The organism is Sedimentitalea xiamensis (assembly GCF_030164465.1).
Taxonomy (GTDB): Bacteria; Pseudomonadota; Alphaproteobacteria; order Rhodobacterales; family Rhodobacteraceae; genus Sedimentitalea; species Sedimentitalea xiamensis.
This window is the reverse complement of sequence record NZ_JASNJE010000003.1, coordinates 181519-204177: the sequence shown is the minus strand read 5'-3', so window position 1 is coordinate 204177 and position 22659 is coordinate 181519. Positions and strand designations below refer to the sequence as shown.

The following is a 22659-nucleotide window of genomic DNA, read 5'->3' as shown; positions in this document are numbered from 1 at the left end:
CGGTCTAACGGAAGAACATGGTCAGTTCCGGAAAGAACAGGATCAGCATCAGAACGAACAGCTGAATCGCGATGAAAGGCAGGAACCCCCTGAAAATGTCAGGCAACGATATATGCGGCGGGGCCACGGATTTGAGGTAGAACGCCGCTGGCCCGAAGGGCGGCGACAGGAAAGACACCTGCATGTTGACACAGAACAGGATGCCGAACCACACCGACAAAAAGCGCGGGTCCGCCACCAGCGGAGCGAAAACGCCGATCTCCTCGATCGGCAGTTTCAGCACGATGGGCAGGAACACCGGCATCACCAGCAGCACGATCCCGACCCAGTCCATGAACGCCCCGAGAAACAGGAAGATGATCATCATGACCGCAAGAACGCCCAGCGTCGGCATCTCGTAGCCCACGATCAGGTTGGCCACGTAGGTCGGACCGCCCGCGATGGTATAGGCCCCGGCCAGCGCCGTCGCGCCGAACGTCACCCAGATGATCGTGCCGGTTGATTTGAAGGTGCGCATCAGCGCCTCGCGCACCAGGGTCCAGGAAAATTCGCCCCGCAGGATGATCAGCACCAGCACGGCGAACGTGCCCATGCCCGCCGCTTCGGTGATCCCGGTGATGCCTCCGTAGATCGACCCCAGCACCACGCCGACGACCAGCATCGGCGCGATCAACCCCTTGCCCACGTCCCAGGCCGCCCTGATCCGCGCCGGGCGGACGAAAAAGGCAAGGTAGGCCAGCAGGCCGGCGATGATCGCGGCGCGGGTCATCATCTGGGTGGAACTCAGGATCGACGTGTGTTCATCGACCCGGCCCATCGAGATCAGGAAACCCGACCGGATCAGGGTCACGCCCAGGACGAGAATCGCGATGATCGACAGCAGCGCGCTGCCATAGACCCGTTTCTGGGCGCCGGTCATGTCATCCGGCCCCGGTTCCGGAAGCGGCGCGAGGCCCGGATTGAGACGCGTGCGCACGATGATGTAGAGCATGTAGCAGGACGCCAGGATGAACCCCGGCACAAAGGCGCCCTTGAACAGCGCATGGATCGAGGTCTCGGTGATCAGACCGTAAAAGATGAGGACGATGGACGGCGGGATCATCGTGCCCAGCGACCCCGATGCACAGATGGTCCCGATCGCCAGGTTCTGATCGTAGCCCAGCCGCAGCATCTGCGGCAGCGCGATCAAGCCCAGAAGAACCACCTCGCCACCGATGATGCCGGACATCGCTGCCATGACAACCGCCATCAGCGACGTGACCAGCGCAATGCCGCCCCGGGTCCGGTTCAGCCAGACCGACAGCGACGAATACATGTCGCGCGCGATGCCGGACCGTTCGAGAAGCGTCGCCATGAGGATGAACAGCGGGACCGAGATCAGCACGTAATCCGTCGTCAGCCCATACATCCGCTGGGCAAGGATATTGAGCGGCCCGGTCCCGAAGTTGCTCAACAGAAGCTCCGGCCCGAACTTCATCACCATTACAACGACAGCGAGAAATCCCGACGCGAATCCCAGCGGCATCCCGATGGCCAGCAAGGCCAGCATCCCGACCAGCAGGACAAGTGATATCGTTCCGATGTCCATGACTGGCCCCCTGCCGTCGCGGATCAGGTCTTTTCGACCTGCGCCTGCGCGCGTTTCACTTCTTCGATTGCGATGTCGATTTCATCGGCGACATCGTGCGATTCAGGGTCCTTGTCCCAGTCCCAGTAGAGATTGGAGACAGCCTGGATCGTCACCCAGATCAGAGTGAGCAGGATCAAAGGTTTCATCGTTGCCGGTATCGGCGGGTCCCAGGCGGTGCCGAACCGTTCCCACCGCATGAGCTTGGCATAGGCTTCGCCGAAGCCGCCCCAGATCACCGCGAAACAGAAGACGATGATCGCCAGGGTGGACAGCACGTCGAACAGCTTGCGCCAGGATCTCGGAACCATGTCGTAGAGAATGAAGATCCGGATATGGCTGCGTTGCTGCATCGCGTAGAGGCCGGAAAACAGGTAGACCATCCCGCCCAGCCACAGCGACGCCTCGTTGACCCAAAGCGTCGGCCGTTCGAACACGTAGCGCATGATCACTTCGTAGAACATGATGGCAACGATGACCGCCGGCAGGATCATCGCCACCCGGCTGAATCGCCAGGTGATCGCATCCACCCAGCCCGTGCGTTCGTGTTCGACCATGAGACCCTCGCCTGATCAGCCGGAAACGGGCGGGTGGCCCGCGATGGGCCGCCCGCGCCTTGCTGTCGCCTTACTCGGACACGAGCCCCAGTTGCTTGAGGTAGGACAGATGCGCCTGGACCAACGCCTCGGCTTCCGGAGACGTGGCGAATTCGGGCCATGTCGACTGCGCCGCATCGCGGAAGGCCTGAAGGTCTTCCGGCGACCATTCCGACAGCGTCACCCCGGCCGCACGCAATTCGGCTGCCGCTTCGGCATTCTTCTTCTCGAAGGTCAGGGCCGTGCGCAGGGCCAGCGCTTCCATCGCCACCGACATGATGCGACGATGCGCTTCGGGCATCGCGTCCCACTTGGCCTTGTTGCAGGCGAGGTGATCGGAGGGCATCGAATGGAAGCCCGGATAGTTGGTGAACTTGCCAAGGTCATAGAGCCCCAGCCCCACGTTGTTGGCCAGTCCCGACGCATCCGCGCCGTCGATGATCCCGGTTTCGAGCGCGGTGAAGATTTCGGTGAAATCCATCACGATCGGCTTGGCGCCCAGCTTCTCGAATATCTTGGTCTCCATGCCCGGCGGGGAGCGGAATTTCCAGTCCTTGAGATCCGCTATGCCCGCGATCGGCTTGGTCGAAGCCAGGCTCTCCTGCCCGTAGACCCACCAGCCCACGAGCTGCATGTCATACTTGTTGTAAAGCTTCTGCGCCGCCGCCAGGCCATCGCCGTAATACAGCCAGCTCAGTTGCTGATAGGGCGTGGCGTAACCGCCCATGATGTCGCCGACGAACTGGAAGGCCGGGTTCTTGCCGGTCTGATAGGCGCCGCCGGTCATGTCGCAATCCAGAATGCCGGTCGCCGCGGCATCGAATGTCTCCACCGACTTCACGACGGACGACGAATAGAACATCTCGATTTCGATTTCGCCGCCGGACATGGTCTGCACATTGTCCACGTATTCCGCGGCAAGCTTTCCGGAAACGGTTTCCGGGGCGTAGTGCGTCTGGATCCGCAGCTTTGTGGTTTCAGCCGATGCCGTCATGGCGGTCGCGGACAGCAGCGCCGCAACACCGGCGGCACAGGCCGCCTTCGTCAAAATCTTCATGATGTCCTCCCAGACAGTTTGTCTCAGCGACCTGCTTTTTGTCAGCGGTTATCGGGTCGCGTTCGAAAACCTTAGCAATCGGCTCACGTTGCGACAACAAAAAATCCGAAATTCTTGAAATTTTGAAATTTTGGCGCTAAATCAAAATTCACTGCACAGGACGCCCCCTTTCATATGCCTTCCCGAACCGAAACACCGGATATCTATGAAGACCTGCGGATCAAGCTGATCACAGCGCAGTTTTCGCCGGGCGCAAAGCTCAAACCCGCGGACCTGCGCGGTCTTTACGGATGCTCGGCCAACACGGTGCGCGAAACCCTGTTCCGCCTGGCTTCTGTCGGGCTCGTGCTTTTCGAGGACCAGCGGGGATTCCGAGTGCGCCCCACGAATGCCCGCAGGCAGCATGACCTGACGACGTTCCGCATCACCCTTGAACAGGAAGGCGCGACGCAATCCATGCGCCTGGGCGGCATCGAATGGGAAGCGCGCCTGACCGCGGCTCATCACAAGCTGTCCCATATCGAGAACCAGATCAGCAAGACCGGCGGCATCGAACCGGTTCTGATACCGTGGTGCAAGGCGGAATGGGAATTTCACGAAACACTCGTCTCGGCCTGCGATTCGCCGATCCTGCGCAGCACGTTTCAGTCGGTCTACGACCAGTTCCGGCAGCAACTGGTGACGCGCGAACGCAATTTCGGGTATTTCGAAGGCAATATCGCGGAACACCAGCGCATCGTGGATTGCGCGCTGAACGGCACCGCGCAAGACGTGCGCGATGCGCTCCACGACCATTTGAAGCGCAATCTGATCGGATCTCAGCCCGACGGCATGTCGTCGGCGATATAGGTCCGGATGATTTCGCCGAAATCGTTTTCGGCGACGAACCCCAGTTCCGCGGCCCGGCGGGTCTCGAAATCCTGCGGCCAGCCCGCGACGATGGACATGATGGCCTCGTCCGGCACCGGCCTGATCCGCGCCACGGCCGCGGCCCCGGCCACGTCACGCAGCGCTTCGATCTGTTCGGCGACGGTGCAGGACAGGCCGGGCATGTTCAGGCTGCGCCGCGCCCCCAGCGCAGAAATATCCATGCTGCCCGCCCGTGTCAGGAACCCGACGGCCGACCGGGGCGAGGCATGCCAGTGGCGCACGGTATCGGGCACCGGCAGCACCGCGTCCTGGCGGTTCAGCGGTTCCCGGATGATGCCCGAGAAAAAACCCGATGCCGCCTTGTTCGGCCTGCCTGGGCGCACGCAGATCGTCGGCAGCCGGATCGAAATCCCGTCGATGACCCCCTTGCGGCTGACATCGCTGACCATCAGTTCGCAGCACGCTTTCTGCGCCCCGTAGGAAGTCAGAGGCGCGGTTAGGAATTCATCCCCGATCCGGTCCGGGAACGGCGCGCCGAAAACCGCGATCGACGACGAAAAGACCACGCGCGGGCGGTATTGCCCGCCACTGGCCTCATGCTCGGCACGCAGGGCGGTCAACAACGCCCAGGTCGCGAACATGTTGACCTGCCAGCCCTTGTCGAAATCCTGTTCGGCCTCGCCCGAGACGATGGCCGCCAGGTGAAAGATCACGTCGGGACGGGTCGCGACCAGGCGCGCTGCGGCGCCATCTTCGGCCAGGCTGCCGGTGATACGCTGCGCCGCAGGCGCGCCATCGGGCGGAAACCCGAGATCGTGCAGGGTCAGTTCCGCAGGCTGACCGTTCCAGCCGGTTTCGGCCAGGTGAAAGGCCAGCTTCTGGCCGATCATGCCGCCGCCGCCGAGTATGAGAATCCGTGCCATGTCTTACTCCGTATCCATGCCGTTGCGCCTGCGCAGTTCCAGGTAGAGCCCGGAATGATCCTTGTCCGCGCCGCCCATCTTGTCGCAGAAATCGACGAAACGGTCGCGGATATGCTGCGAGGTCGGCAGGGTCAGGTTCAGGCCCGCCGCCTCTTCCAGCAGGTTGTCCAGATCCTTGACCTGGAACCTGGACAAGCCCCCCGGCACGAAGTTGCGCTGGGTCATGCGCTGGCCATGCTGTTGCAGGATGATGCTGTCCGCGAACCCGCCCCGGAGCGCCCGGCGTAACGCCGCCGGGTCGGCGCCGCCTTCCTCGATCAGCAGCATCGCTTCGGCGACGGCCCCGATCGTGACCGCGACGATCGCCTGGTTGGCCAGCTTGGCCAGTTGCCCCGCGCCGCCGGGGCCGACATGGACCGGACGGCCCATCGCCTCGAAGACCGGCACGGCCGCCGCAAAGACCCTGGCGTCGCCACCGACCATGATCGCAAGGCTGCCGGCTTCGGCCCCCTTGGTGCCGCCCGAAACGGGCGCGTCCAGGTGATCGAAGCCGAGTTCCTCAAGATGCGCCGCCTGCGCGCGCGCCTCGTTCGGCTTGGTCGAACTCATGTCCAGCCAGATCGCGCCGTCCCGCAGCGCATCCGTCACGTCGGCATTCAGGATCATCGCGCCGGTTGCCGATCCGTCGCTCAGCATGGTGATCACGAAATCCGCCGTTTCCACCGCCTCGACCGGGCTGGCGCAAACGACCGCGCCATCCGCGGCCAGCGCCTCGGCCTTTTCGGCGCTGCGGTTCCAGACCCTGACCGGGAACCCGGCTTTCAACAGGTTGCGGGCCATCGGCGCGCCCATCAGCCCCGTGCCCAGCACGGCAACAGTCGGTGTCATGTTCCGTTTCCTTTCAGATGGAGGCGGTCATGCCGCCATCGACATAAAGCGTATGCCCGTTCACGAAGGACGATCCCGGACCGGACAGGAAAACCGCCGCGGCGATCAACTCCTCCACCCGCCCCCAACGTCCCGCCGGCGTCCGTTGTTCCAGCCAGGCGGTAAACTTCGGATCGTCGACCAGCGCCTGGTTGAGCGGAGTCTGGAAGTAACCGGGCGCAATGGCATTGCATTGCAGCCCGTGCCGCGCCCAATCGGTGGCCATGCCCCGCGTCAGGTTGCGAATTGCGCCCTTTGTGGCCGTGTAGGGCGCGATGCCCGGACGGGCCAGTTCGCTTTGCACCGACGCGATGTTGATGATCTTGCCCGCGCCGCGCGGGATCATGTGTTTGGCGACCGCCTTGCCCACCAGAAACGCGCTGGTCACATTGGTGCGCAACAGCAGGTCCCACTTTTCCTCCGGAAAATCCTCCAGGGGCGCCCTGAACTGCATGCCGGCGTTGTTGATAAGGATGTCGATGGGGCCGGACTCCGCCTCGATCCGGGTCACGGCCGCTTGGACGGCAGATGGGTCGGTGACATCAAACGCCATGGCGTCCGCGTCGAAACCCTGCCCGCGCAAACCGTCCGCCGCGTCCTTCAGACGGCTTTGGTCACGCGCGTTCAACACCACGGCAGCGCCATATTCCGCCAGCCCGCGCGCCAGCGCCAGACCGATGCCCATACTGGATCCGGTGATCAGCGCGCGGCGGCCCGTGAGGTCGAAATGCGTTCCTGTCATCGCGCCCGTCCCTGTTTCATGTTCCGTCCCGAGGGTCCGAACTGAACCCTAGTATTTTCGATCACTTTGCACTAGGCCATTAAAAAACGGTGCGTTTCAACGCCGTTCGGGAGGAACCGGATGCAAGCTGTAGTGATCCATGCGGCAAAAGATTTGCGCATAGAATCATGCATTTGCGATCCGGTTGACACCGGGAAAGTCAAGGTTCGGATCGAAGCGGGCGGCATCTGCGGTTCCGATCTTCACTACTTTCAGCAGGGCGGATTCGGAGCCGTCAGACTGCGCGAACCGATGATCCTGGGGCATGAAGTCGCCGGGGTGATTTCCGAAATCGGCGAGGGGGTGGACGGGCTGAAAACCGGCGACCGGGTGGCGGTTTCCCCCAGCCGGCCCTGCGGATCCTGCACTTACTGCGAGACCGGGCTTTTCAATCACTGCCTGAACATGCGCTTTTACGGCAGCGCCATGCCGATGCCGCATATCCAGGGCGCTTTCCGGCAGGACCTGGTGGCGGACGCATCGCAATGCCACCTGATCGCACCACAGGTCCCGGCCGAAATTGCCGCATTCGCCGAACCGTTGTCGGTCGTGCTGCACGCGCTGAAGCGCGCCGGGCCGGTGGCCGGAAGGAAGGTTCTGATCACCGGCTGCGGCCCGATCGGCGCCCTTGCGGTTCTGGCGGCCAAGGCGCAGGGCGCGGCGGAAGTCGTCGCCACCGATGTGATCGACCATGTTCTCGGCATCGCGCTGACAGTCGGCGCGGACAAGGCGATCAACGTCGCCGCCACGCCCGGCTGGACGGGCGCGTGGAAAGCCGACAAGGGCAGTTTCGACGTGATGATCGAAGCCTCGGGCACCGAATCCGCGCTGCGGGCCGGGCTTGACGTTCTGCGCCCCCGCGCGGTGCTGGTGCAACTGGGGCTGGGCGGCGACGTGACGCTGCCGATCAACGCGCTTGTCGCCCGCGAGATCGACATGCGCGGCGCCTTCCGCTTTCACGAGGAATTCGCCGACGCGGTGGCCCTGATCAATGCCGGGACACTCGATCTTTCGCCGCTGCTTTCCGCCCGGTTCCCGATGCAGGATGCGGCGGCGGCCTTCGCCCTTGCCGGCGACCGAAACCGCGCGATGAAAGTGCAACTGGATTTTACCGCTGCCCCCGAAGGACGAGACCCGACATGACAAGACTGACCGGAAAACGCGCCCTTGTGACCGCCGCAGGCCAGGGCATCGGCAAAGCTTCGGCTCTGGCGATGGCCGCCGAAGGCGCCCAGGTCTTTGCCACCGATATCAACACCGATGCCCTGACGGCACTGGTCGAAGAGTCGGAGGGCAGGATCGAAATCTACCGGATGGACGTTCTGGATGCGGAATCCGTCGCCGAGGGCGTCGCCCGCGCCGCGCCGGACATCCTGTTCAACTGCGCAGGGTTCGTCCATGCCGGAACGGTTCTGGACGCGACCGAGGACGAATTGGATTTCGCCCTGAGCCTCAACGTCAAGTCGATGTTCCGCACGATACAGGCCGCCCTGCCCGGCATGCTGGATCGCGGCAACGGGTCGATCATCAACATGTCCTCAGCCTGTTCCTCGGTGATCGGCGCGCCCAACCGCTTCGTCTATGGCACCACCAAGGCGGCGGTGATCGGGCTGACGAAATCGGTCGCCATCGAATACATCACCCGCGGCATCCGCTGCAACGCGATCTGCCCCGGCACGGTGGAAAGCCCGTCGCTGCACGACCGGCTGCGCGCCACCGGCGACTATGAAAAGGCGATGAAGGATTTCGTCGCCCGCCAGCCAATGGGCCGGATCGCCAGGGCCGAGGAAATCGCCGCGCTCGTCGTCTATCTCGCCAGCGACGAAAGCGCCTTCACCACGGGACAGCCGCACATCATCGACGGTGGCTGGTCAGGCTGACCGGCCCATCACAAGGAATTTCCCAATGTCGGACAAGACCCCCAAACTGCGGTCTCAGAACTGGTTCAACAATCCGGACGACCCGGAGATGACCGCGCTCTATCTCGAACGCTACCTGAACTACGGCCTGACGCGCGAGGAACTGCAATCCGGCAAGCCGATCATCGGCATCGCCCAGACCGGCAGCGACCTGTCCCCCTGCAACCGCCACCATATCGAACTGACCAAGCGGGTGCGCGACGGGGTGATCTCGGCCGGCGGCACGGTGATCGAGATCCCGGTGCATCCGATCCAGGAAACCGGCAAACGCCCGACTGCGATGCTCGACCGCAACCTGGCCTACCTGTCGCTTGTGGAAACGCTGTTCGGCTATCCGATCGACGGCGTGGTGCTGAACATCGGCTGCGACAAGACCACCCCCGCGCTCCTGATGGCGGCGGCGACTGTCAACATCCCCGCCATCGCGCTCTCGGTCGGCCCGATGCTGAACGGCTGGTTCCGGGGCGAGCGCACCGGGTCGGGCACCATCGTCTGGAAGGCGCGCGAACTGCTGGCGGCGGGCGAGATCGACGACGACGGATTTCTCGAACTCGTCTCCTCCTCGGCCACCTCGGTCGGGTACTGCAACACCATGGGCACGGCAACGACGATGAATTCCCTGGCCGAGGCGCTGGGGATGCAACTGCCCGGATCGGCCGCAATTCCGGCGGCTTACCGCAAGCGGGGGCAGATGAGCTATGCCACCGGGCAGCGGATCGTGCAGATGGTGCATGACGATCTGAAGCCCACCGACATCATGACCCGGCAGGCCTTCGAGAACGCGATCGTGGTCAATTCCGCCATCGGCGGATCGACCAACGCGCCGATACATCTGAACGCCATCGCGCGGCACCTGGGCGTGAAACTGGACAACGACGACTGGCAGCGTCTCGGCCACAAGGTGCCGCTGCTCGTGAACCTGCAACCGGCGGGGGCCTATCTCGGCGAAGACTACTTCCACGCCGGCGGCGTACCTGCGGTGATCGGGGAACTGCTGGGCGCCGGGCTGCTGCCACATCCGGACGCGGTCACGGCGAACGGCAAGACCATGGCGGAAAACTGCGGCGACAAGCGCACAGAAACCCCCGAGGTCATCAAGCCGATTGGCGAACCGATGACGCGCGAGGCCGGGTTCATCAACCTGTCCGGCAATCTCTTTGACAGCGCGATCATGAAGACCAGCGTGATCTCAAAGGAATTCCGCGACCGCTATCTGTCGAACCCCGACGACCCCGAAGCGTTCGAGGGCCGCGCCATCGTGTTCGACGGCCCCGAAGATTTCCACAGGCGGATCGACGACGAGAGTCTCGGCATCGACGAACACTGCATCCTCATCATGCGCGGCGCCGGACCCATCGGCTATCCCGGAGGCGCGGAGGTGGTGAACATGCGCCCCCCCGCCTACCTGCTGAAACGCGGCATCCACGCCCTGCCCTGCATGGGCGACGGACGGCAGTCAGGCACCTCCGGCAGCCCTTCGATCCTGAACGCCAGCCCCGAGGCCGCGGATGGCGGCGGGCTGGCGCTGGTCAGGACCGGCGACCGCATCCGGATCGATCTGCGAAAATGCACCGCCGACATGCTGGTCGATCAGGCGGAACTGGACGCCCGCCGCGCGGCCCTCCCCGACCGCCCCTTCACCCCGCAGAGCCAGTCCCCCTGGCAGGAAATCTTCCGCCAGAAAGTGCGCCCCTTTTCCGAAGGCATGGTGCTGGAGGGCGCTCCGGACTTCCAGGACATCGCGCACAAGTCTGTCCCACGCGACAATCACTAGCAAGGAAACGAACACATGAAACTTCTACGTTTTGGCGAACCCGGCGCAGAAAAACCCGGCATGATCGATGGCGATGGCACCCTCCGCGACCTGTCCGGCGTCGTCGCAGACATTACCGGCGACACGCTGGGAGACGCCGCCCTTGCGCGCCTGCGCGAACTCGATCCGGCCAGCCTGCCGGCCGTGCCGGGCACCCCCCGCATCGGCCCCTGCGTCGGCAATATCGGCAAGTTCCTCTGCATCGGGTTGAACTATTCCGACCACGCCGCCGAAACCGGAGCGGCGATCCCCGACCACCCGATCCTGTTCTTCAAGGCCAATTCCGCCGTGGTCGGCCCCAACGACACGGTCAGCATGCCGCGCGGTTCGACCCATACCGACTGGGAGGTCGAACTGGGCGTGGTGATCGGCAAGACCGCGAAATACGTCTCCGAGGCCGAGGCGCTTGATTACGTGGCGGGCTACTGCGTGGTCAACGACGTGTCCGAACGCCATTTCCAGACCCAGTTGTCCGGCCAGTGGACCAAGGGCAAGTCCTGCGACACCTTCGGCCCCACAGGCCCCTGGCTGGTCACGCGGGACGAGATCGCCGATCCGCAGCAGCTCGACATGTGGCTGGACGTGAACGGCGAGCGCCGCCAGACCGGCAATACCAGGACCATGATCTTCACGGTGGCGCAGATCATCGAGCACCTGTCCAGTCTGATGACGCTGCATCCGGGCGACGTGATTTCGACCGGCACGCCGCCGGGCGTGGCGCTCGGCATGAAAAATCCGGTCTACCTCAAGGTCGGCGACCGGATGGATGTCTGGATCGAAGGTCTGGGCCAGCAGACCCAGATCGTCGCCGAGGACGCGTGACCATGGCACCGAAACTGTTGCAGATCGGATCGCTGACAGAGCGGATGAAGAACAACCTGGCGGCGGAATTCGACATCGTCCCGCTGCCGATGGATGGCGCGCAGGCGGCGTTCCTGGCCGAACACGCCGAATCCATCACCGCCGTCGTGAATGTCGGCCATTATGGCGTGCCGCCCGACCTGATGGCGGCGCTCACGAACCTCAGGATCATCTCGAACTACGGCGTCGGCTATGACACGATCGACGCCGCCGCCGCCGCCAAACGCGGAATCGTGGTCACGCATACGCCGAACGTGCTGAACGACGAGGTGGCAAACACGGCCATCCTTCTGTGGTTCGCGGTCAGTCGCCGGCTGGTCCCGAACGACGCCTATGTGCGCGCCGGACGATGGGAGAAGGAAGGCAACACCCCTCTCACCCACACGGTGCAGGGCCGCACCGTCGGCATCCTGGGCCTGGGCCGGATCGGCCAGGCCATCGCCGATCGGCTGGCGGTATTCGACGCCACGGTGGTCTATCACGCGCGCAGCGAAAAGGATGTGCCATACAGGTATTTCGCCGATCTGACCGAAATGGCGGCGGCCTGCGACGTGATGATCGTGATCACACCGGGCGGCGCGGAAACCCGGCATATGGTCAACGCCGAGGTGATGGCCGCCCTCGGTCCCGAGGGCATTCTGGTCAACGTCGCGCGGGGCACGGTCGTCGATGAAACCGCGCTGGTTCAGGCCCTGAAAGACGGCACGCTCGGCGGCGCGGGGCTCGACGTGTTCGAAGCCGAACCCAAGGTGCCCGAGGCGCTCTTCGCGATGGACAATGTCGTGTTGCAACCCCATGTGGGCAGCGCCACGCGCGAAACCCGGCAGGCGATGGGCGATCTGACCTGCGAAAACCTGACCCAATGGCTGAAGGACGGCACGACGGTGACTCCGGTGCCGGAGTGCAGGGATCTCTGATGCCGAAGATCGTCGCGATCCGGTGCCACCTGTTCAACGTCCCCTTGGACGAGGTTCTGGTGGACGCGAAGCACGGCGATCACACGCATTTCCAGCTCGTCACCGCCACCGTGACGCTGGAGAACGGCCAAGGCGGCACCGGCTATACCTATACCGGCGGCAAGGGAGGGCACGCGATCAAGGCGATGATCGACCATGACCTCGCGCCCTTTCTGATCGGTCAGAAGGCCGAGGCGGTCGAAGACCTTTACGACGCGATGCAGTGGCACCTGCATTACGTCGCGCGCGGCGGCATCGCGTCTTTCGCAATCTCGGCGGTCGATATCGCGCTCTGGGACATTCGCGGCAGGTCGAGGGGCCAGCCGCTGTGGAAAATGGCCGGCGGCACGTCGGACCGCTGCCGGGCCTATCGCGGCGGTATCGACCTCGGGTTCCCGTTGCCAAAGCTGCTGGGCAGCGTGAAGGGCTATCTCGATCGCGGTTTCAACGGCGTGAAGATCAAGATCGGCCAGCCGACCCTGGCCGAGGATATCGCGCGCATCCGCGCGGTGCGCGACCTGATCGGCCCGGACATCGCCTTCATGGTCGATGCGAACTATTCGATGACGGAAGATCAGGCAATCGAAGCCGCCCGCGCCTTCGCGCCCTTTGACCTGCTGTGGTTCGAGGAACCGATCATTCCCGACCACTACGCGGCCTATGCCCGCATTGCCGAAACGACCGGGATGCCGCTCGCCATGGGCGAGAACCTGCACACGATCCACGAATTCGAGTATGCCGCCGAACAGGCGCGGGTGGCGTATCTGCAACCGGACGCATCCAATTGCGGCGGCATAACCGGCTGGCTTCAGGCGGCGGACCTCTGCGCCCGCCACGGCATTCCGGTCTGTAGCCACGGGATGCAGGAACTTCACGTCAGCCTCGTGTCCGCGCGCCCCAATCCCGGCTGGATCGAAGTCCATTCCTTTCCCATAGACCGTTACACGACGCGCCCGCTGGTCGTCGAAGACCATCTGGCCGTAGCGCCGGACACGCCCGGAACCGGAGTCGTGTTCGACTGGGACCGGCTGACGCCTTTTCTCACCCGAGTTTGAACCGCATCCGAACGGAAAACTGCCATGCAACAGAACGCCAGGATCGCCGTCATCAAAGGAGACGGAATCGGCGTCGACGTGGCGGATGCGACCCTTGCGGTAGTTTCCGCTGTCCTCGACAGGGTCGGGTTGCCTGGCCTGAATATCGACGAGATAGCGGCCGGAGCGGGATATTTCAGGGACACCGGCAGAGACATCGAACCCGGCGGCGAGGAGCGCGCGGCCGAATCGGATGCCATCTTCATGGGCGCGATCGGCCTGCCGTCCGTTCGCCACGCGGACGGAACAGAGATTTCCCCGCACCTGCGCCTGCGCGACCGGTTCGAACTTTACGCCGGGGTGCGCCCGGTTCGGGCCTATCCGAACGCCCCTCAGCGTCTGGCCGACCCGCGCGCCGCCGGGATCGACCTGGTGATCCTGCGCGAGTCCACCGAGGGCCTGTTCTATTCCGCCGCCGTGCATGGCCGCAGCCAGATCATCGGCGACAGCGAAGTGCGCGACACGCTGCGCATCACCCGCTCGATCTGCGAACGGCTGCACCGCTTCGGGTTCCGGCTGGCCGAAAAGCGCAAGGCACGGGGTGGAAAAGGCCTCTTGACCTGCGTGGACAAGGCCAACGTCTTTGCCTCCATGGCATTCTTTCGCAAGATATTCGACGAGGTCCGCCCGGAATTCCCTGACATTGCTACTGGCTACAACTATGTCGATGCACAGGCGCTGGATCTCGTGCGCCAGCCCTGGGCCTTTGACGTTCTGGTGACCGAGAACATGTTCGGCGACATCCTGTCCGACCTTGCCGGTGGGCTGGTCGGGGGCATGGGCATGGCGTCCTGCGCCGAGATCGGCGACCATCACGCGCTGTTCCAGCCCGCACATGGCAGCGCCCCCGACATCATGGGCCAGGACAAGGCCAACCCGCTGGCGGCGATTCTGTCAGGGGCCTTGATGCTGGATTATCTGGCGGACAGAACAGAGTTTGCGGCCTATGCCGATGCAGCCAAATTGATCGACGAAGCGGTGATGGCGGGCTTCAGCGCCAACCGGCTGCGCCCGATGGAATTCGGCGGAGACATGGGCACCCGGGCGGTCACGCGTGAAGTCATCGACCTGATCGGGGAATCCGCATGCGCCTGAAGATCGGAGCGATTGCGGACGATTTCACCGGCGCGACGGATCTCGCCGTGACCTTGGCGAAGAACGGCATGAAAGTGGCGCAATTCTTCGGCGTTCCGACCGGTCCTGTCGACCTGTCGCGGACGGATGCTGTCGTCGTCGCGTTGAAATCCCGCACCATTCCCGCGCCGGACGCTGTAGCGCAATCGCTGGACGCGCTTGACTGGTTGCAGCGGCATAAGGCGGAACAGGTCTTTTTCAAGTATTGCTCCACGTTCGATTCCACCGCGGACGGCAATATCGGACCGGTTTCCGATGAGCTGGTGGATCGCCTGGGAGTCGAACTGGTCTTTGTCTGCCCCGCCTTTCCAGTGAACGGGCGGACGATCTACATGGGCCATCTGTTCGTCAATGATCAACTTCTGTCGGATTCCCCGATGAAGGATCATCCGCTGACGCCGATGCGAGACAGCAATCTAGTCGCGCTCATGCAGCTGCAATCGCGGCACCGCGTTGGGCTGATCCCACATGCCACCGTATCCGGCGGCAGCAAGGCAATCCGAGACGCGGCGGACAACCTGGTCTCAAAGGGTGCGCGATACGCGGTCGTGGATGCGCTGGACGACAATGACCTTGCCGCCATCGGCCAGGCCGCGGCACAGCATCGGCTGGTGACGGGCGGTTCTGCCGTGGCGCAGGGGCTGCCCCGGAACTTCGGTGTCCAGCCGGTCGATTCGACACCCGCGTTTCCCAGTATCGACGGGCGCAACGCCGTTCTGGCGGGCAGTTGCTCGGCAGCGACCCGGACCCAGATCGACTGGATCAAACCCTTCTGGCCCAACCGCAGGATCGACGTGGAGGCGATTGCCGACGGCACGATCACCTGCGACGAACTGCTCCGATGGGCCACCGATCAGCCTGCTGCTACTCCGATTCTGATCCACGCGTCCGCTGACCCGGGGGACGTCGCAGACATTCAGTCCCGACTTGGCATCGCCCGCTCTGGCGCGCTGGTTGAAACTCTCATGGCAGAGCTGGCAAACGTGTTGCGCACTGCCGGTTTCCGCCGCTTGGTTGTGGCGGGCGGCGAAACATCCGGGGCCGTGGTCAAGGCCCTGGACCTGCCCGCATTGGAAATCCTCGGCGAAATCGATCCCGGAGTGCCCTGGACGCAGACAATGTCCGGCCCGCCGATGGCACTGGCCCTCAAGTCCGGAAACTTCGGCGGCGTGGACTTTTTTGAAAAAGCCTTCAAGATGCTGGGATGAGCGATACCCGCCAGCGCGACGAGATCGCGGCTCTTGGCAAATCGCTGTTTGATCGTGGGCTGACTTTCGGCAGCGCCGGCAACATCAGTTTGCGGCTGGAGGACGGCTGGCTGATGACGCCGACCGGGTCGTCGCTGGGCGACCTCGACCCGGCCCGGATCAGCCGGCTGGACCGGTCCGGATGCCATGTTTCGGGCGATGCCCCGACCAAGGAAGCGTTTCTGCACATGGCGATGTATGACTGCCGGCCCGCAGCCGGGGCCATCGTGCATCTGCATGCCACCCATTCCGTCGCGGTCAGTTGCCTGCAAGACATCGACCCGGCCAACGTCCTGCCGCCCTTGACCGCTTATTACGTGATGCGGATCGGCACGCTGCCCCTCATCCCCTATTTCGCGCCGGGAGACATGGATCTGGCGCGTGCGGTGCGGGAAATGGCCTCGGATCACCATGCGGTCCTGCTGGCCAATCACGGCCCGGTGGTTGCCGGACGCACGCTGCGGGACGCGATCCATGCGACCGAGGAACTGGAAGAAACCGCCAAGCTGTTCCTGGCACTGCGGGGCCTGAAAACCAGGCCGCTCGATCCGGAACAGGTCGCTGACCTGCGCCGCCGCTTTCCGGTCGCAACGTGATCTCCATCGCCATCGTCGGGTTGGGGTATTTCAGCGGCTCGTGCGGCAGCAGGCCGGGAATTCCCCGCGACTGGAACCGGATTGCCATGTTTTCGATATCTGCACCGCACCCGACGGCAGCCATTTCCTGACCTTCGACGCCGCCGCACAGCCGATGGCGCAGGCCCAGACGGCCAGCACCTATGCGACCGTCATCCGGTCACAGGCCGAAACTGCCGTAGGGAATGAACCTGACCGGATCGCCCGGTCGGATATGGCGCGCGCCGTCTTCGATCTCGACAAGCCCCTCGGCCCAGCTCAGCCCGCTGATCCGGCCCGACCCTTCCGAAGCAAAGACCTCGGCGCGCCCGTTCCGCACCCGCGCGCGCAGATATTCGCGCCGTCCCGGTTTCTTGTTCTTCTCGAAGGCCGCGGGCACCAGGAACCCCTGCGGTTCCGTCCAGTCCGCACCCGCAAGACGGCTCAGCGCCGGACGTGCGAAGATCAGCGTGCACACCATCGCCGCGACCGGATTGCCCGGCAGCCCGAAGACAGGCGTGTCATGCCACAGCCCCAGCGCGAGAGGGCGGCCGGGTTTCATCGCGATCCGCCATTCCTGCATGGCGCCCGCCTCTTTCAGCAGCGCCGATACATGGTCTTCGTCGCCGGCCGATGCCCCGCCGCTGGTCAGGATCGCATCCGCCATGGCGCTGGCCGCATCGAGCCGGTCTTTCAGCGCGCCCCGGTCATCGCCGACGCGCCCCATGTCCACCGGCTTGAACCCGAACCTGGCGATCATGGCCAGGAGCATCGGGCGGTTGGCGTCGAATATCCGCCCCTTAGCCGCCTGCTCACCGGAGTCCACCAGTTCATCGCCTGTCGACACCACCGCAACCCTCAACTGGCGCCGCAGATCGACCTGCGAAATCCCGACCGCCGACAGAAGGGCAAGATCCGCCGGCGTCACCACCCGCCCGGCGCTCAGGGCGATATCTCCCTCCCTGACATCCTCACCGGCCTTGCGGGCATTCGCGCCGGCCTTGAGAGGCCCGCGAAAGGCGACATGGCTGCCGTCCACGCGCACGTCTTCTTCCAGAACCACGGTATCGACGCCGTCTGGCAGCGTCGCTCCGGTCAGGATGCGGATCGCGTGGCCTTCGGGCACCGGCCCGGCAAAGGGCGCCCCTGCCGCGGAGCGCCCCCCGACCAGCGGCAGCACATGCGCCCCTTCCGGCACCGGCCCGGCGAACCCGTAGCCATCCACCGCCGAATTCGCCTGTGGCGGGTTGGACCGGAGCGCCAGCGCGTCCCGCGCCAGCACCCGGTTCAGCGCGTCGGGCAAGGCGACCGTTTCCGCATCGGTGACGACGGACAGCCCTGACTTCAGCAGGCCAAGAGCCTCGTCCACTGGGGTCCAGTCGACCCCCGCGGGCAAGGCGAAACAATCGTTGCGCAGGGGCGGTGGCTGCAAGACATCCGCACCCGGACCGGCCAGAGCGACGAGCCGGTCCGCATGGCCCGTGCCGAGAATCCATGCCTCTTCACGCGCCGCTTCCGGAATGTCGCGCATCATTTCCGACAGATCCTCGAACAGGAGCCCCGCAAATGCCCGCGCCATGAGACGGACCTGTTCACGATCGCGAATTGCCGGCTGATCAGCAGGTCCGGTCGTGGATCGGACCGCCGGTTCGATCAGGCCGGGCCAGATCTCCGCCAGCACGGTCTTCGCCCCAGTCCAGTCATCAAACGGCCAGACGGCCACGTCCGGCCGCCGCCGAAGTCGCGCGAGCATCGGCAAGCCCATCAGAACCTGGCTGCCGACGGAGGGCGGAAAGGCCAGTTGGAAACAACTGGACGCAGCCTTGGCCGCGATATCGCCGGCCCTGCGCTCCGCGACGCGATCAAAACCGATCCCGCGCTTACGATAGGGAACGCCCGGCCATCTGTCTTTCGCCGGTTTGCCCCAGAATGGCCCCGGCCCCTCGAACAGGGCGTTAAGCTCTTCCGCCACCTCGAACCGGTTGTTTTCCCCGCTCTCGTCGTCCCGGATGCGGCTTTCCAGCCAATACCAGAGTTCCACCGGATCGTCCGACCCGGTCACGACACGGGCGAAGCCCCTAGGGTATCCGAACGGAAAGTCGAACCCGATCAGAACCCGACGTCCAGCGTCGTTTTCCCGGCTAATGAACTCGGCGATCCAGGTTTCGGCTTGGATCCGGGTTCGGAAATAGAGCGGTTCTTCCTCCCGGTCGCGTCGAGAAACTCCGATCCAGATCGAATCCTTGCCAGGCCGTTCCGGGGCGCGTCTGGCAGCCGACCAATCGACCATTGCAAACGTGTCGAAACAGGTCACAGCCCGACTTCCTTCAGGATGAAGTCGGCGATGGAAACCGTGTCGTTCAGATCGAAGACCGGGCGGTCGATGTCGAGCGCCACATCGCTGGCCACGGCCCGGATACTGGGGTCGTCAATGGCGATCAAAGGGTTCCCCGTTTCCCTGCGATGCGCTTCCACCTTCGGATGCCGGGACCGTTTGAACCCTTCGACCAGCACCAGATCGACCGGGGACATCCGGGCCAGCAACGCCGCCAGATCGGGTTCAGGTTCGCTGCGCAACTCGTGCATCAGCGCCCAGCGGGCTCCCGACGCCAGCATCACCTCGGACGCGCCCGCGACCCGGTGACGGTGGCTGTCCCGCCCGGCCTGATCGACGTCGAAACTGTGGTGCGCGTGCTTGACGGTCGATACCGAGATCCCACGCGCCACAAGAGCGCCGACCAGCCGTTCCATCAGGCCGGTCTTGCCGGCGTTCTTCCACCCGACCACACCGTAGATCCTCACGCGGTCCCCTCCAGGATCGCCTCGGCCCGGGCGAGATCGTCGGGTGTGTTCACATTGAAGAACGGATCGACCCCATCGGCGGGAAAGACCGCTTCGCGCCCGCCATGGCGGTCGGTCCAGATCACCACCTTTCGCAACCCGTCCGTCAGCGCCGCCCGCAGATCGTCGCGCAGCGCGACCGGCCAGAGACCGAAAGTCGGATGGCGCACCGTGCCCCGGTCCGGGTCCGGCGTCGCCGCCAGAACCAGGGGAGTCTCCATGCCGTCACCCGCAGCTCTCAGACGAACCACCAGATCCGGCGGCAGGAACGGGGTATCCGCGGCGGCCGTCACGATTTGCTCCGCACCCTGCCCCGCGGCCCAGTCCAGCCCGGCGAGCACCCCCGCCAGCGGGCCGACGAACCCGCCGATGCTGTCGGGCAGGACCGGCAGGCCCAAGCCGGCAAAGCGCGCGGCGTCGCCATTCGCATTCAGCGCAAGGTCGTCGACCTGCGGCCCCAGCCGGTCGATGACACGCACCAACAGGGTCTGCCCGCCCAGCGGCAGCAGCCCCTTGTCACCGCCGCCCATGCGGCTGGCCAGACCGCCGGCCAGGATAACCCCCAAAGGACGTTTCATGCGTCGGCGCTCTTTCTGCGATGCCTGCCATCCTCGACCGCGACCGTGGCCGGGTCCACATCCCGCAGCAACCGGTCTTCGCCCGACAGACAGACGAACCGCTGTCCGCGCATCCGGCCGATCAGGGTCAGGCCGACCTCGCGCGCGATCTCGACCCCCCAGGCGGTGAAGCCGGACCGGGAGGCCAGCACCGGAATGCCCATCATCGCGGTCTTGATGACCATCTCCGAGGTCAGCCGCCCCGTGGTGTAAAGGATCTTGTCCGCCGCATCGCTGTCATGCCGCAGCATCCAGCCGGCGATCTTGTCCACCGCGTTGTGGCGGCCGACGTCTTCCATGTAGACCAAGGGCCGATCCTCCCGGCACAGGACCGTGCCATGAATCGCCCCGGCCTCAAGATACAGCGATGGCGTCCGGTTGATCCGCGCCGCCAAGGCGTAAAGCCAGCTTGTCCGCACCGAAGTCGCGGGCAGGCGGACGTTTTCCAGCCCCTCCATCATGTCGCCGAATACCGTGCCCACGGCGCATCCGCTGGTGCGGGTCTTTTTCCTGAGCTTTTCTTCGAAGCTGGTCTTGCGGGCGGTGCGCACCACGACGGTTTCCAGATCCTCGTCATAGTCGACACCGGTGATCTCGTCATCCGGCAGCAGCATCCCCTGATTGCGCAGGAAACCGAGCGCCAGGTATTCCGGATAATCCCCGATGGTCATGGCGGTGACGATTTCCTGCGCGTTCAGAAAGATCGTGAGGGGGCGTTCCTCGACCACCGAGATCCGGCTGCGGTTCCCGTTCTGGTCCACGCCCTCTACCGCGCGCGTCAGGCGCGGCGCACCGGGGTCCGGAGCAATGATGAAATCCGCGGTGTCTTCCGTCGTCGCCAATTGCAACCCTTTCCAATCATCGCTAGTGCGGGCGGGCACAGTCTAGGAGCAACGCATGGCTTCCACCACACCGAAATCGTATTTCTGGAAAGGCATCCGGGACAGCGCGCCATTCATCCTGGTCGCCGGTCCCTTCGGAATGCTGTTCGGCGTCCTGGCCGCCGAGGCGGGTCTGAAGCTCGTGGAAACGATGACCTTCACGGTGACGGTATTTGCCGGAGCGGCGCAGTTCACCGCCCTGCAACTGATGCAGGAGAACGCGCCGACGCTCATCGTTCTGGTCTCGGCCCTGGCGGTCAACCTGCGTGTCGCGATGTATTCGGCGTCGATGACCCCCTATCTCGGGGCCGCGCCGCTGTGGCAAAGGGCCATCGCGGCCTATTTCACGGTCGATCAATCCTATGCCCTGTCCATCGTCCAGTTCGAAACCGACACCGCCATGACGGTGCCGCAGCGGATGGCCTATTTCGCCGGCACCAACGGGCTGATCGCGCCGGTCTGGTGTCTTGCGACCTATGTGGGCGCCGTGATGGGCGCGCGGATCCCGGAAAGCTGGGCGCTGGACTTCGCGCTTCCGATCGCCTTCCTGGCGATGATCGCCCCGATGCTGCGCACCGCCGCGCATTTGGCTGCCGCGATCACATCGATCGTGGTGGCAATCCTCGCGGCGGGCATTCCCTTCAACCTCGGGCTGCTGGTCGCCGGGTTCGCCGGGATGGTGGTCGGGGCGCGGATCGAACTGGCGATGACCCACCGGGAAGCAACGACATGACCGCCGCTGTGCAACAATTCGACCAGACGACCCTGTGGACGGTCATCATCGGCCTTGCCGTCGGCAGTTTCGCCCTGCGGTTCGTCTTTATCGGGCTGGTTGGCAGTCGCACGATGCCAGGCTGGCTGATGCGGCACCTGCGGTACACTGCGGTGGCGATCCTGCCCGCGCTGGTCACGCCGCTGGTCATCTGGCCCACCGCGACCGGAGGACAGCCGGACGGGCCGCGCATGGCGGCGGCGGCGATGACGCTGATCGTGGGCCTGATCACCAAGAACGTGATCGCGGCCATCCTGGCCGGGGCCGGAACGCTATACGCGCTGCTGTATCTAGTCGGCTAGCGCCGCGTTGCCTTCGGCCAGCGCCAGTTTCAGGTCGGGGCTGTCGTCTTCGTAATAGCGGCTGGTCCGCACGCCGGGAACCTGTTCGAACTGATCCATCAGCTTTTTCGGATAGAGCACGCTGTCGATCGTTTCAAATCCCGGAACCCCGGCCAGCAGCCTGGACGTTGCGCTGGTGCAGAACGCGCCCGGAACCGCACCGTTGGACAGGGCCAGCCTGTAGGCGGTTTCCGCCTGTTCCGGCGACACTTCGACAGTCTGGCTGACCACGTGATAGGTGCTGCGCGCATGGGCGCTGCGATAGGCGCGTTCGATATAGGGCGTGATCCCGAACAACACGTCGTCCCGTTCCGGCGTCACGTCTGAATAAAAAGACCCCGCCGGATCGAATATCACGCGTTCGGAGGCGTTGATCATCAGGGCCGTATGCGCGCCTTCGCCCGACCGGTTGTTGATCATCGTGTAGAGCGTCAGGGACGGCGGACCGGAATCCCGGTAGGAATACGCCCGGATCGTTTCGTCATCGGCATTGGGCTGCTGCGTCGCGCAACCGGCGACGACCAGCCCGGCCGCGAGAACCCCGAAAACACGCAACATTTGCCGGATTCGATCAGCGTGCGAAGATCGCGAGGAAAACCAGGACGCCGAGGATGACAACGACGGTCCAAGTGACGAACTTCATGAAGCCTTCGAAAGTCTCCGTCTGCGCCTTGATGTCCATTTCGCCGTGCTTGTGATCTGCCATTTCAACGGGTCCCGTTCGCAAGAGTTTCAGTTCAGATAGCGCATTCGCAAATCGCTGTCACCACGTCAATGGCGCACAGGGC

Annotated in this window: 24 protein-coding genes; 12 read left to right on the top strand and 12 right to left on the bottom strand. The window is 64.4% G+C overall.

Going from position 1 to position 22659, the window contains the following annotated elements; translation table 11 throughout:
• Window positions 1-4: 4 nt before the first annotated feature.
• From QO034_RS04065 to QO034_RS04055, 3 genes are all read right to left on the bottom strand, one after another.
• Window positions 5-1588 carry a TRAP transporter large permease gene (locus QO034_RS04065; protein ID WP_284484221.1) on the bottom strand — a complete coding sequence of 528 codons (1584 nt, stop codon included), beginning with the start codon at window positions 1586-1588 and terminating at the stop codon, window positions 5-7.
• Between the two features lie 23 nt (window positions 1589-1611).
• On the bottom strand, window positions 1612-2184 hold the full coding sequence (locus QO034_RS04060; RefSeq protein WP_284484220.1) for a TRAP transporter small permease subunit: 573 nt from the start codon (window positions 2182-2184) through the stop codon (window positions 1612-1614).
• A gap of 70 nt (window positions 2185-2254) precedes the next feature.
• The gene (locus QO034_RS04055; protein WP_284484219.1) at window positions 2255-3280 is read right to left on the bottom strand and encodes a TRAP transporter substrate-binding protein; all 1026 of its coding nucleotides are present in this window, start codon (window positions 3278-3280) and stop codon (window positions 2255-2257) included.
• Between the two features lie 174 nt (window positions 3281-3454).
• On the opposite strand from QO034_RS04055, the gene QO034_RS04050 reads away from it, so the two are divergent.
• Window positions 3455-4129, top strand: a complete 675-nt coding sequence (locus tag QO034_RS04050) for a GntR family transcriptional regulator (protein WP_284484218.1) — start codon at window positions 3455-3457, stop codon at window positions 4127-4129.
• Here the strand turns inward: QO034_RS04050 and denD are convergent.
• Genes denD through QO034_RS04035 form a run of 3 tightly spaced genes read right to left on the bottom strand, consistent with a single transcriptional unit; the run spans window position 4099 to window position 6742 of the window.
• Window positions 4099-5073, bottom strand: a complete 975-nt coding sequence (denD, locus tag QO034_RS04045; RefSeq protein WP_284484217.1) for a D-erythronate dehydrogenase — start codon at window positions 5071-5073, stop codon at window positions 4099-4101. The two genes, QO034_RS04050 and denD, sit on opposite strands and share 31 nt — an antisense overlap.
• A 3-nt stretch (window positions 5074-5076) precedes the next feature.
• Window positions 5077-5961: an NAD(P)-dependent oxidoreductase gene (locus tag QO034_RS04040; RefSeq protein ID WP_284484216.1), complete on the bottom strand. Its 885-nt coding sequence runs from the start codon at window positions 5959-5961 to the stop codon at window positions 5077-5079.
• 13 nt (window positions 5962-5974) lie between these two features.
• Window positions 5975-6742, bottom strand: coding sequence for an SDR family oxidoreductase (locus tag QO034_RS04035; RefSeq protein ID WP_284484215.1), 768 nt, complete (start codon window positions 6740-6742; stop codon window positions 5975-5977).
• Window positions 6743-6895: 153 nt separating this feature from the next.
• Between QO034_RS04035 and QO034_RS04030 the strand changes: the two genes are divergently transcribed.
• From QO034_RS04030 to otnC, 9 genes are read left to right on the top strand one after another with little or no spacing between them, the layout of a single operon-like run.
• Entirely contained in the window at window positions 6896-7924 is a 1029-nt protein-coding gene (locus QO034_RS04030; RefSeq protein WP_321169985.1) for an L-idonate 5-dehydrogenase, read from the top strand.
• Window positions 7921-8661, top strand: a complete 741-nt coding sequence (locus QO034_RS04025) for an SDR family oxidoreductase (protein ID WP_284484213.1) — start codon at window positions 7921-7923, stop codon at window positions 8659-8661. Before QO034_RS04030 ends, QO034_RS04025 begins: the two co-directional genes overlap by 4 nt.
• Window positions 8662-8686: 25 nt before the next feature.
• Complete coding sequence (locus QO034_RS04020; RefSeq protein ID WP_284484212.1) at window positions 8687-10474, top strand: IlvD/Edd family dehydratase; 1788 nt, start codon at window positions 8687-8689, stop codon at window positions 10472-10474.
• 15 nt (window positions 10475-10489) lie between these two features.
• Window positions 10490-11335: a fumarylacetoacetate hydrolase family protein gene (locus tag QO034_RS04015; protein WP_284484211.1), complete on the top strand. Its 846-nt coding sequence runs from the start codon at window positions 10490-10492 to the stop codon at window positions 11333-11335.
• A 2-nt stretch (window positions 11336-11337) separates the two neighbouring features.
• Window positions 11338-12291 carry a 2-hydroxyacid dehydrogenase gene (locus QO034_RS04010; protein WP_284484210.1) on the top strand — a complete coding sequence of 318 codons (954 nt, stop codon included), beginning with the start codon at window positions 11338-11340 and terminating at the stop codon, window positions 12289-12291.
• The gene (locus tag QO034_RS04005; protein WP_284484209.1) at window positions 12291-13385 is read left to right on the top strand and encodes a mandelate racemase/muconate lactonizing enzyme family protein; all 1095 of its coding nucleotides are present in this window, start codon (window positions 12291-12293) and stop codon (window positions 13383-13385) included. Before QO034_RS04010 ends, QO034_RS04005 begins: the two co-directional genes overlap by 1 nt.
• Before the next feature lie 24 nt (window positions 13386-13409).
• Window positions 13410-14519, top strand: coding sequence for an isocitrate/isopropylmalate dehydrogenase family protein (locus tag QO034_RS04000; RefSeq protein ID WP_284484208.1), 1110 nt, complete (start codon window positions 13410-13412; stop codon window positions 14517-14519).
• On the top strand, window positions 14510-15766 hold the full coding sequence (gene otnK / locus QO034_RS03995; RefSeq protein WP_284484207.1) for a 3-oxo-tetronate kinase: 1257 nt from the start codon (window positions 14510-14512) through the stop codon (window positions 15764-15766). The genes QO034_RS04000 and otnK overlap by 10 nt, the downstream gene beginning before the upstream one ends.
• Entirely contained in the window at window positions 15763-16401 is a 639-nt protein-coding gene (otnC, locus tag QO034_RS03990) for a 3-oxo-tetronate 4-phosphate decarboxylase (protein WP_284484206.1), read from the top strand. The genes otnK and otnC overlap by 4 nt, the downstream gene beginning before the upstream one ends.
• 199 nt (window positions 16402-16600) lie before the next feature.
• Here the strand turns inward: otnC and QO034_RS03985 are convergent, their stop codons facing one another.
• From QO034_RS03985 to QO034_RS03970, 4 genes are read right to left on the bottom strand one after another with little or no spacing between them, the layout of a single operon-like run.
• Complete coding sequence (locus QO034_RS03985) at window positions 16601-18733, bottom strand: molybdopterin-binding protein (RefSeq protein WP_284484205.1); 2133 nt, start codon at window positions 18731-18733, stop codon at window positions 16601-16603.
• Complete coding sequence (gene mobB, locus QO034_RS03980) at window positions 18730-19221, bottom strand: molybdopterin-guanine dinucleotide biosynthesis protein B (RefSeq protein WP_284484204.1); 492 nt, start codon at window positions 19219-19221, stop codon at window positions 18730-18732. The genes QO034_RS03985 and mobB overlap by 4 nt, the downstream gene beginning before the upstream one ends.
• Window positions 19218-19838 (bottom strand): molybdenum cofactor guanylyltransferase MobA, encoded by a 621-nt coding sequence (gene mobA, locus QO034_RS03975; RefSeq protein ID WP_284484203.1) that lies wholly within the window; start codon window positions 19836-19838, stop codon window positions 19218-19220. Before mobA ends, mobB begins: the two co-directional genes overlap by 4 nt.
• Entirely contained in the window at window positions 19835-20725 is an 891-nt protein-coding gene (locus QO034_RS03970; RefSeq protein WP_284484202.1) for a formate dehydrogenase accessory sulfurtransferase FdhD, read from the bottom strand. Before QO034_RS03970 ends, mobA begins: the two co-directional genes overlap by 4 nt.
• Window positions 20726-20774: 49 nt before the next feature.
• Between QO034_RS03970 and QO034_RS03965 the strand changes: the two genes are divergently transcribed.
• Window positions 20775-21491, top strand: a complete 717-nt coding sequence (locus tag QO034_RS03965) for an AzlC family ABC transporter permease (RefSeq protein ID WP_284484201.1) — start codon at window positions 20775-20777, stop codon at window positions 21489-21491.
• Window positions 21488-21832 (top strand): AzlD domain-containing protein, encoded by a 345-nt coding sequence (locus tag QO034_RS03960; protein WP_284484200.1) that lies wholly within the window; start codon window positions 21488-21490, stop codon window positions 21830-21832. Before QO034_RS03965 ends, QO034_RS03960 begins: the two co-directional genes overlap by 4 nt.
• On the opposite strand, the gene QO034_RS03955 is transcribed toward QO034_RS03960, so the two are convergent.
• Both QO034_RS03955 and QO034_RS03950 read right to left on the bottom strand, forming a co-directional pair.
• Window positions 21821-22429 (bottom strand): hypothetical protein, encoded by a 609-nt coding sequence (locus tag QO034_RS03955; RefSeq protein WP_284484199.1) that lies wholly within the window; start codon window positions 22427-22429, stop codon window positions 21821-21823. The two genes, QO034_RS03960 and QO034_RS03955, sit on opposite strands and share 12 nt — an antisense overlap.
• A 13-nt stretch (window positions 22430-22442) precedes the next feature.
• Window positions 22443-22577 (bottom strand): aa3-type cytochrome c oxidase subunit IV, encoded by a 135-nt coding sequence (locus QO034_RS03950; protein ID WP_284484198.1) that lies wholly within the window; start codon window positions 22575-22577, stop codon window positions 22443-22445.
• Window positions 22578-22659: the final 82 nt, after the last annotated feature.

Coding starts and splice junctions, on each gene's coding strand:
- QO034_RS04065 (WP_284484221.1), bottom strand. CDS start 1,588: ATGGACATCGGAACGATATCACTTGTCCTGCTGGTCGGGATGCTGGCC.
- QO034_RS04040 (WP_284484216.1), bottom strand. CDS start 5,961: ATGACACCGACTGTTGCCGTGCTGGGCACGGGGCTGATGGGCGCGCCG.
- QO034_RS04060 (WP_284484220.1), bottom strand. CDS start 2,184: ATGGTCGAACACGAACGCACGGGCTGGGTGGATGCGATCACCTGGCGA.
- QO034_RS03960 (WP_284484200.1), top strand. CDS start 21,488: ATGACCGCCGCTGTGCAACAATTCGACCAGACGACCCTGTGGACGGTC.
- QO034_RS04035 (WP_284484215.1), bottom strand. CDS start 6,742: ATGACAGGAACGCATTTCGACCTCACGGGCCGCCGCGCGCTGATCACC.
- QO034_RS04005 (WP_284484209.1), top strand. CDS start 12,291: ATGCCGAAGATCGTCGCGATCCGGTGCCACCTGTTCAACGTCCCCTTG.
- QO034_RS04010 (WP_284484210.1), top strand. CDS start 11,338: ATGGCACCGAAACTGTTGCAGATCGGATCGCTGACAGAGCGGATGAAG.
- QO034_RS04020 (WP_284484212.1), top strand. CDS start 8,687: ATGTCGGACAAGACCCCCAAACTGCGGTCTCAGAACTGGTTCAACAAT.
- QO034_RS04050 (WP_284484218.1), top strand. CDS start 3,455: ATGCCTTCCCGAACCGAAACACCGGATATCTATGAAGACCTGCGGATC.
- denD (WP_284484217.1), bottom strand. CDS start 5,073: ATGGCACGGATTCTCATACTCGGCGGCGGCGGCATGATCGGCCAGAAG.
- QO034_RS04000 (WP_284484208.1), top strand. CDS start 13,410: ATGCAACAGAACGCCAGGATCGCCGTCATCAAAGGAGACGGAATCGGC.
- mobA (WP_284484203.1), bottom strand. CDS start 19,838: ATGAAACGTCCTTTGGGGGTTATCCTGGCCGGCGGTCTGGCCAGCCGC.
- otnC (WP_284484206.1), top strand. CDS start 15,763: ATGAGCGATACCCGCCAGCGCGACGAGATCGCGGCTCTTGGCAAATCG.
- QO034_RS03965 (WP_284484201.1), top strand. CDS start 20,775: ATGGCTTCCACCACACCGAAATCGTATTTCTGGAAAGGCATCCGGGAC.
- QO034_RS04055 (WP_284484219.1), bottom strand. CDS start 3,280: ATGAAGATTTTGACGAAGGCGGCCTGTGCCGCCGGTGTTGCGGCGCTG.
- QO034_RS04015 (WP_284484211.1), top strand. CDS start 10,490: ATGAAACTTCTACGTTTTGGCGAACCCGGCGCAGAAAAACCCGGCATG.
- QO034_RS03955 (WP_284484199.1), bottom strand. CDS start 22,429: ATGTTGCGTGTTTTCGGGGTTCTCGCGGCCGGGCTGGTCGTCGCCGGT.
- QO034_RS04025 (WP_284484213.1), top strand. CDS start 7,921: ATGACAAGACTGACCGGAAAACGCGCCCTTGTGACCGCCGCAGGCCAG.
- otnK (WP_284484207.1), top strand. CDS start 14,510: ATGCGCCTGAAGATCGGAGCGATTGCGGACGATTTCACCGGCGCGACG.
- QO034_RS03950 (WP_284484198.1), bottom strand. CDS start 22,577: ATGGCAGATCACAAGCACGGCGAAATGGACATCAAGGCGCAGACGGAG.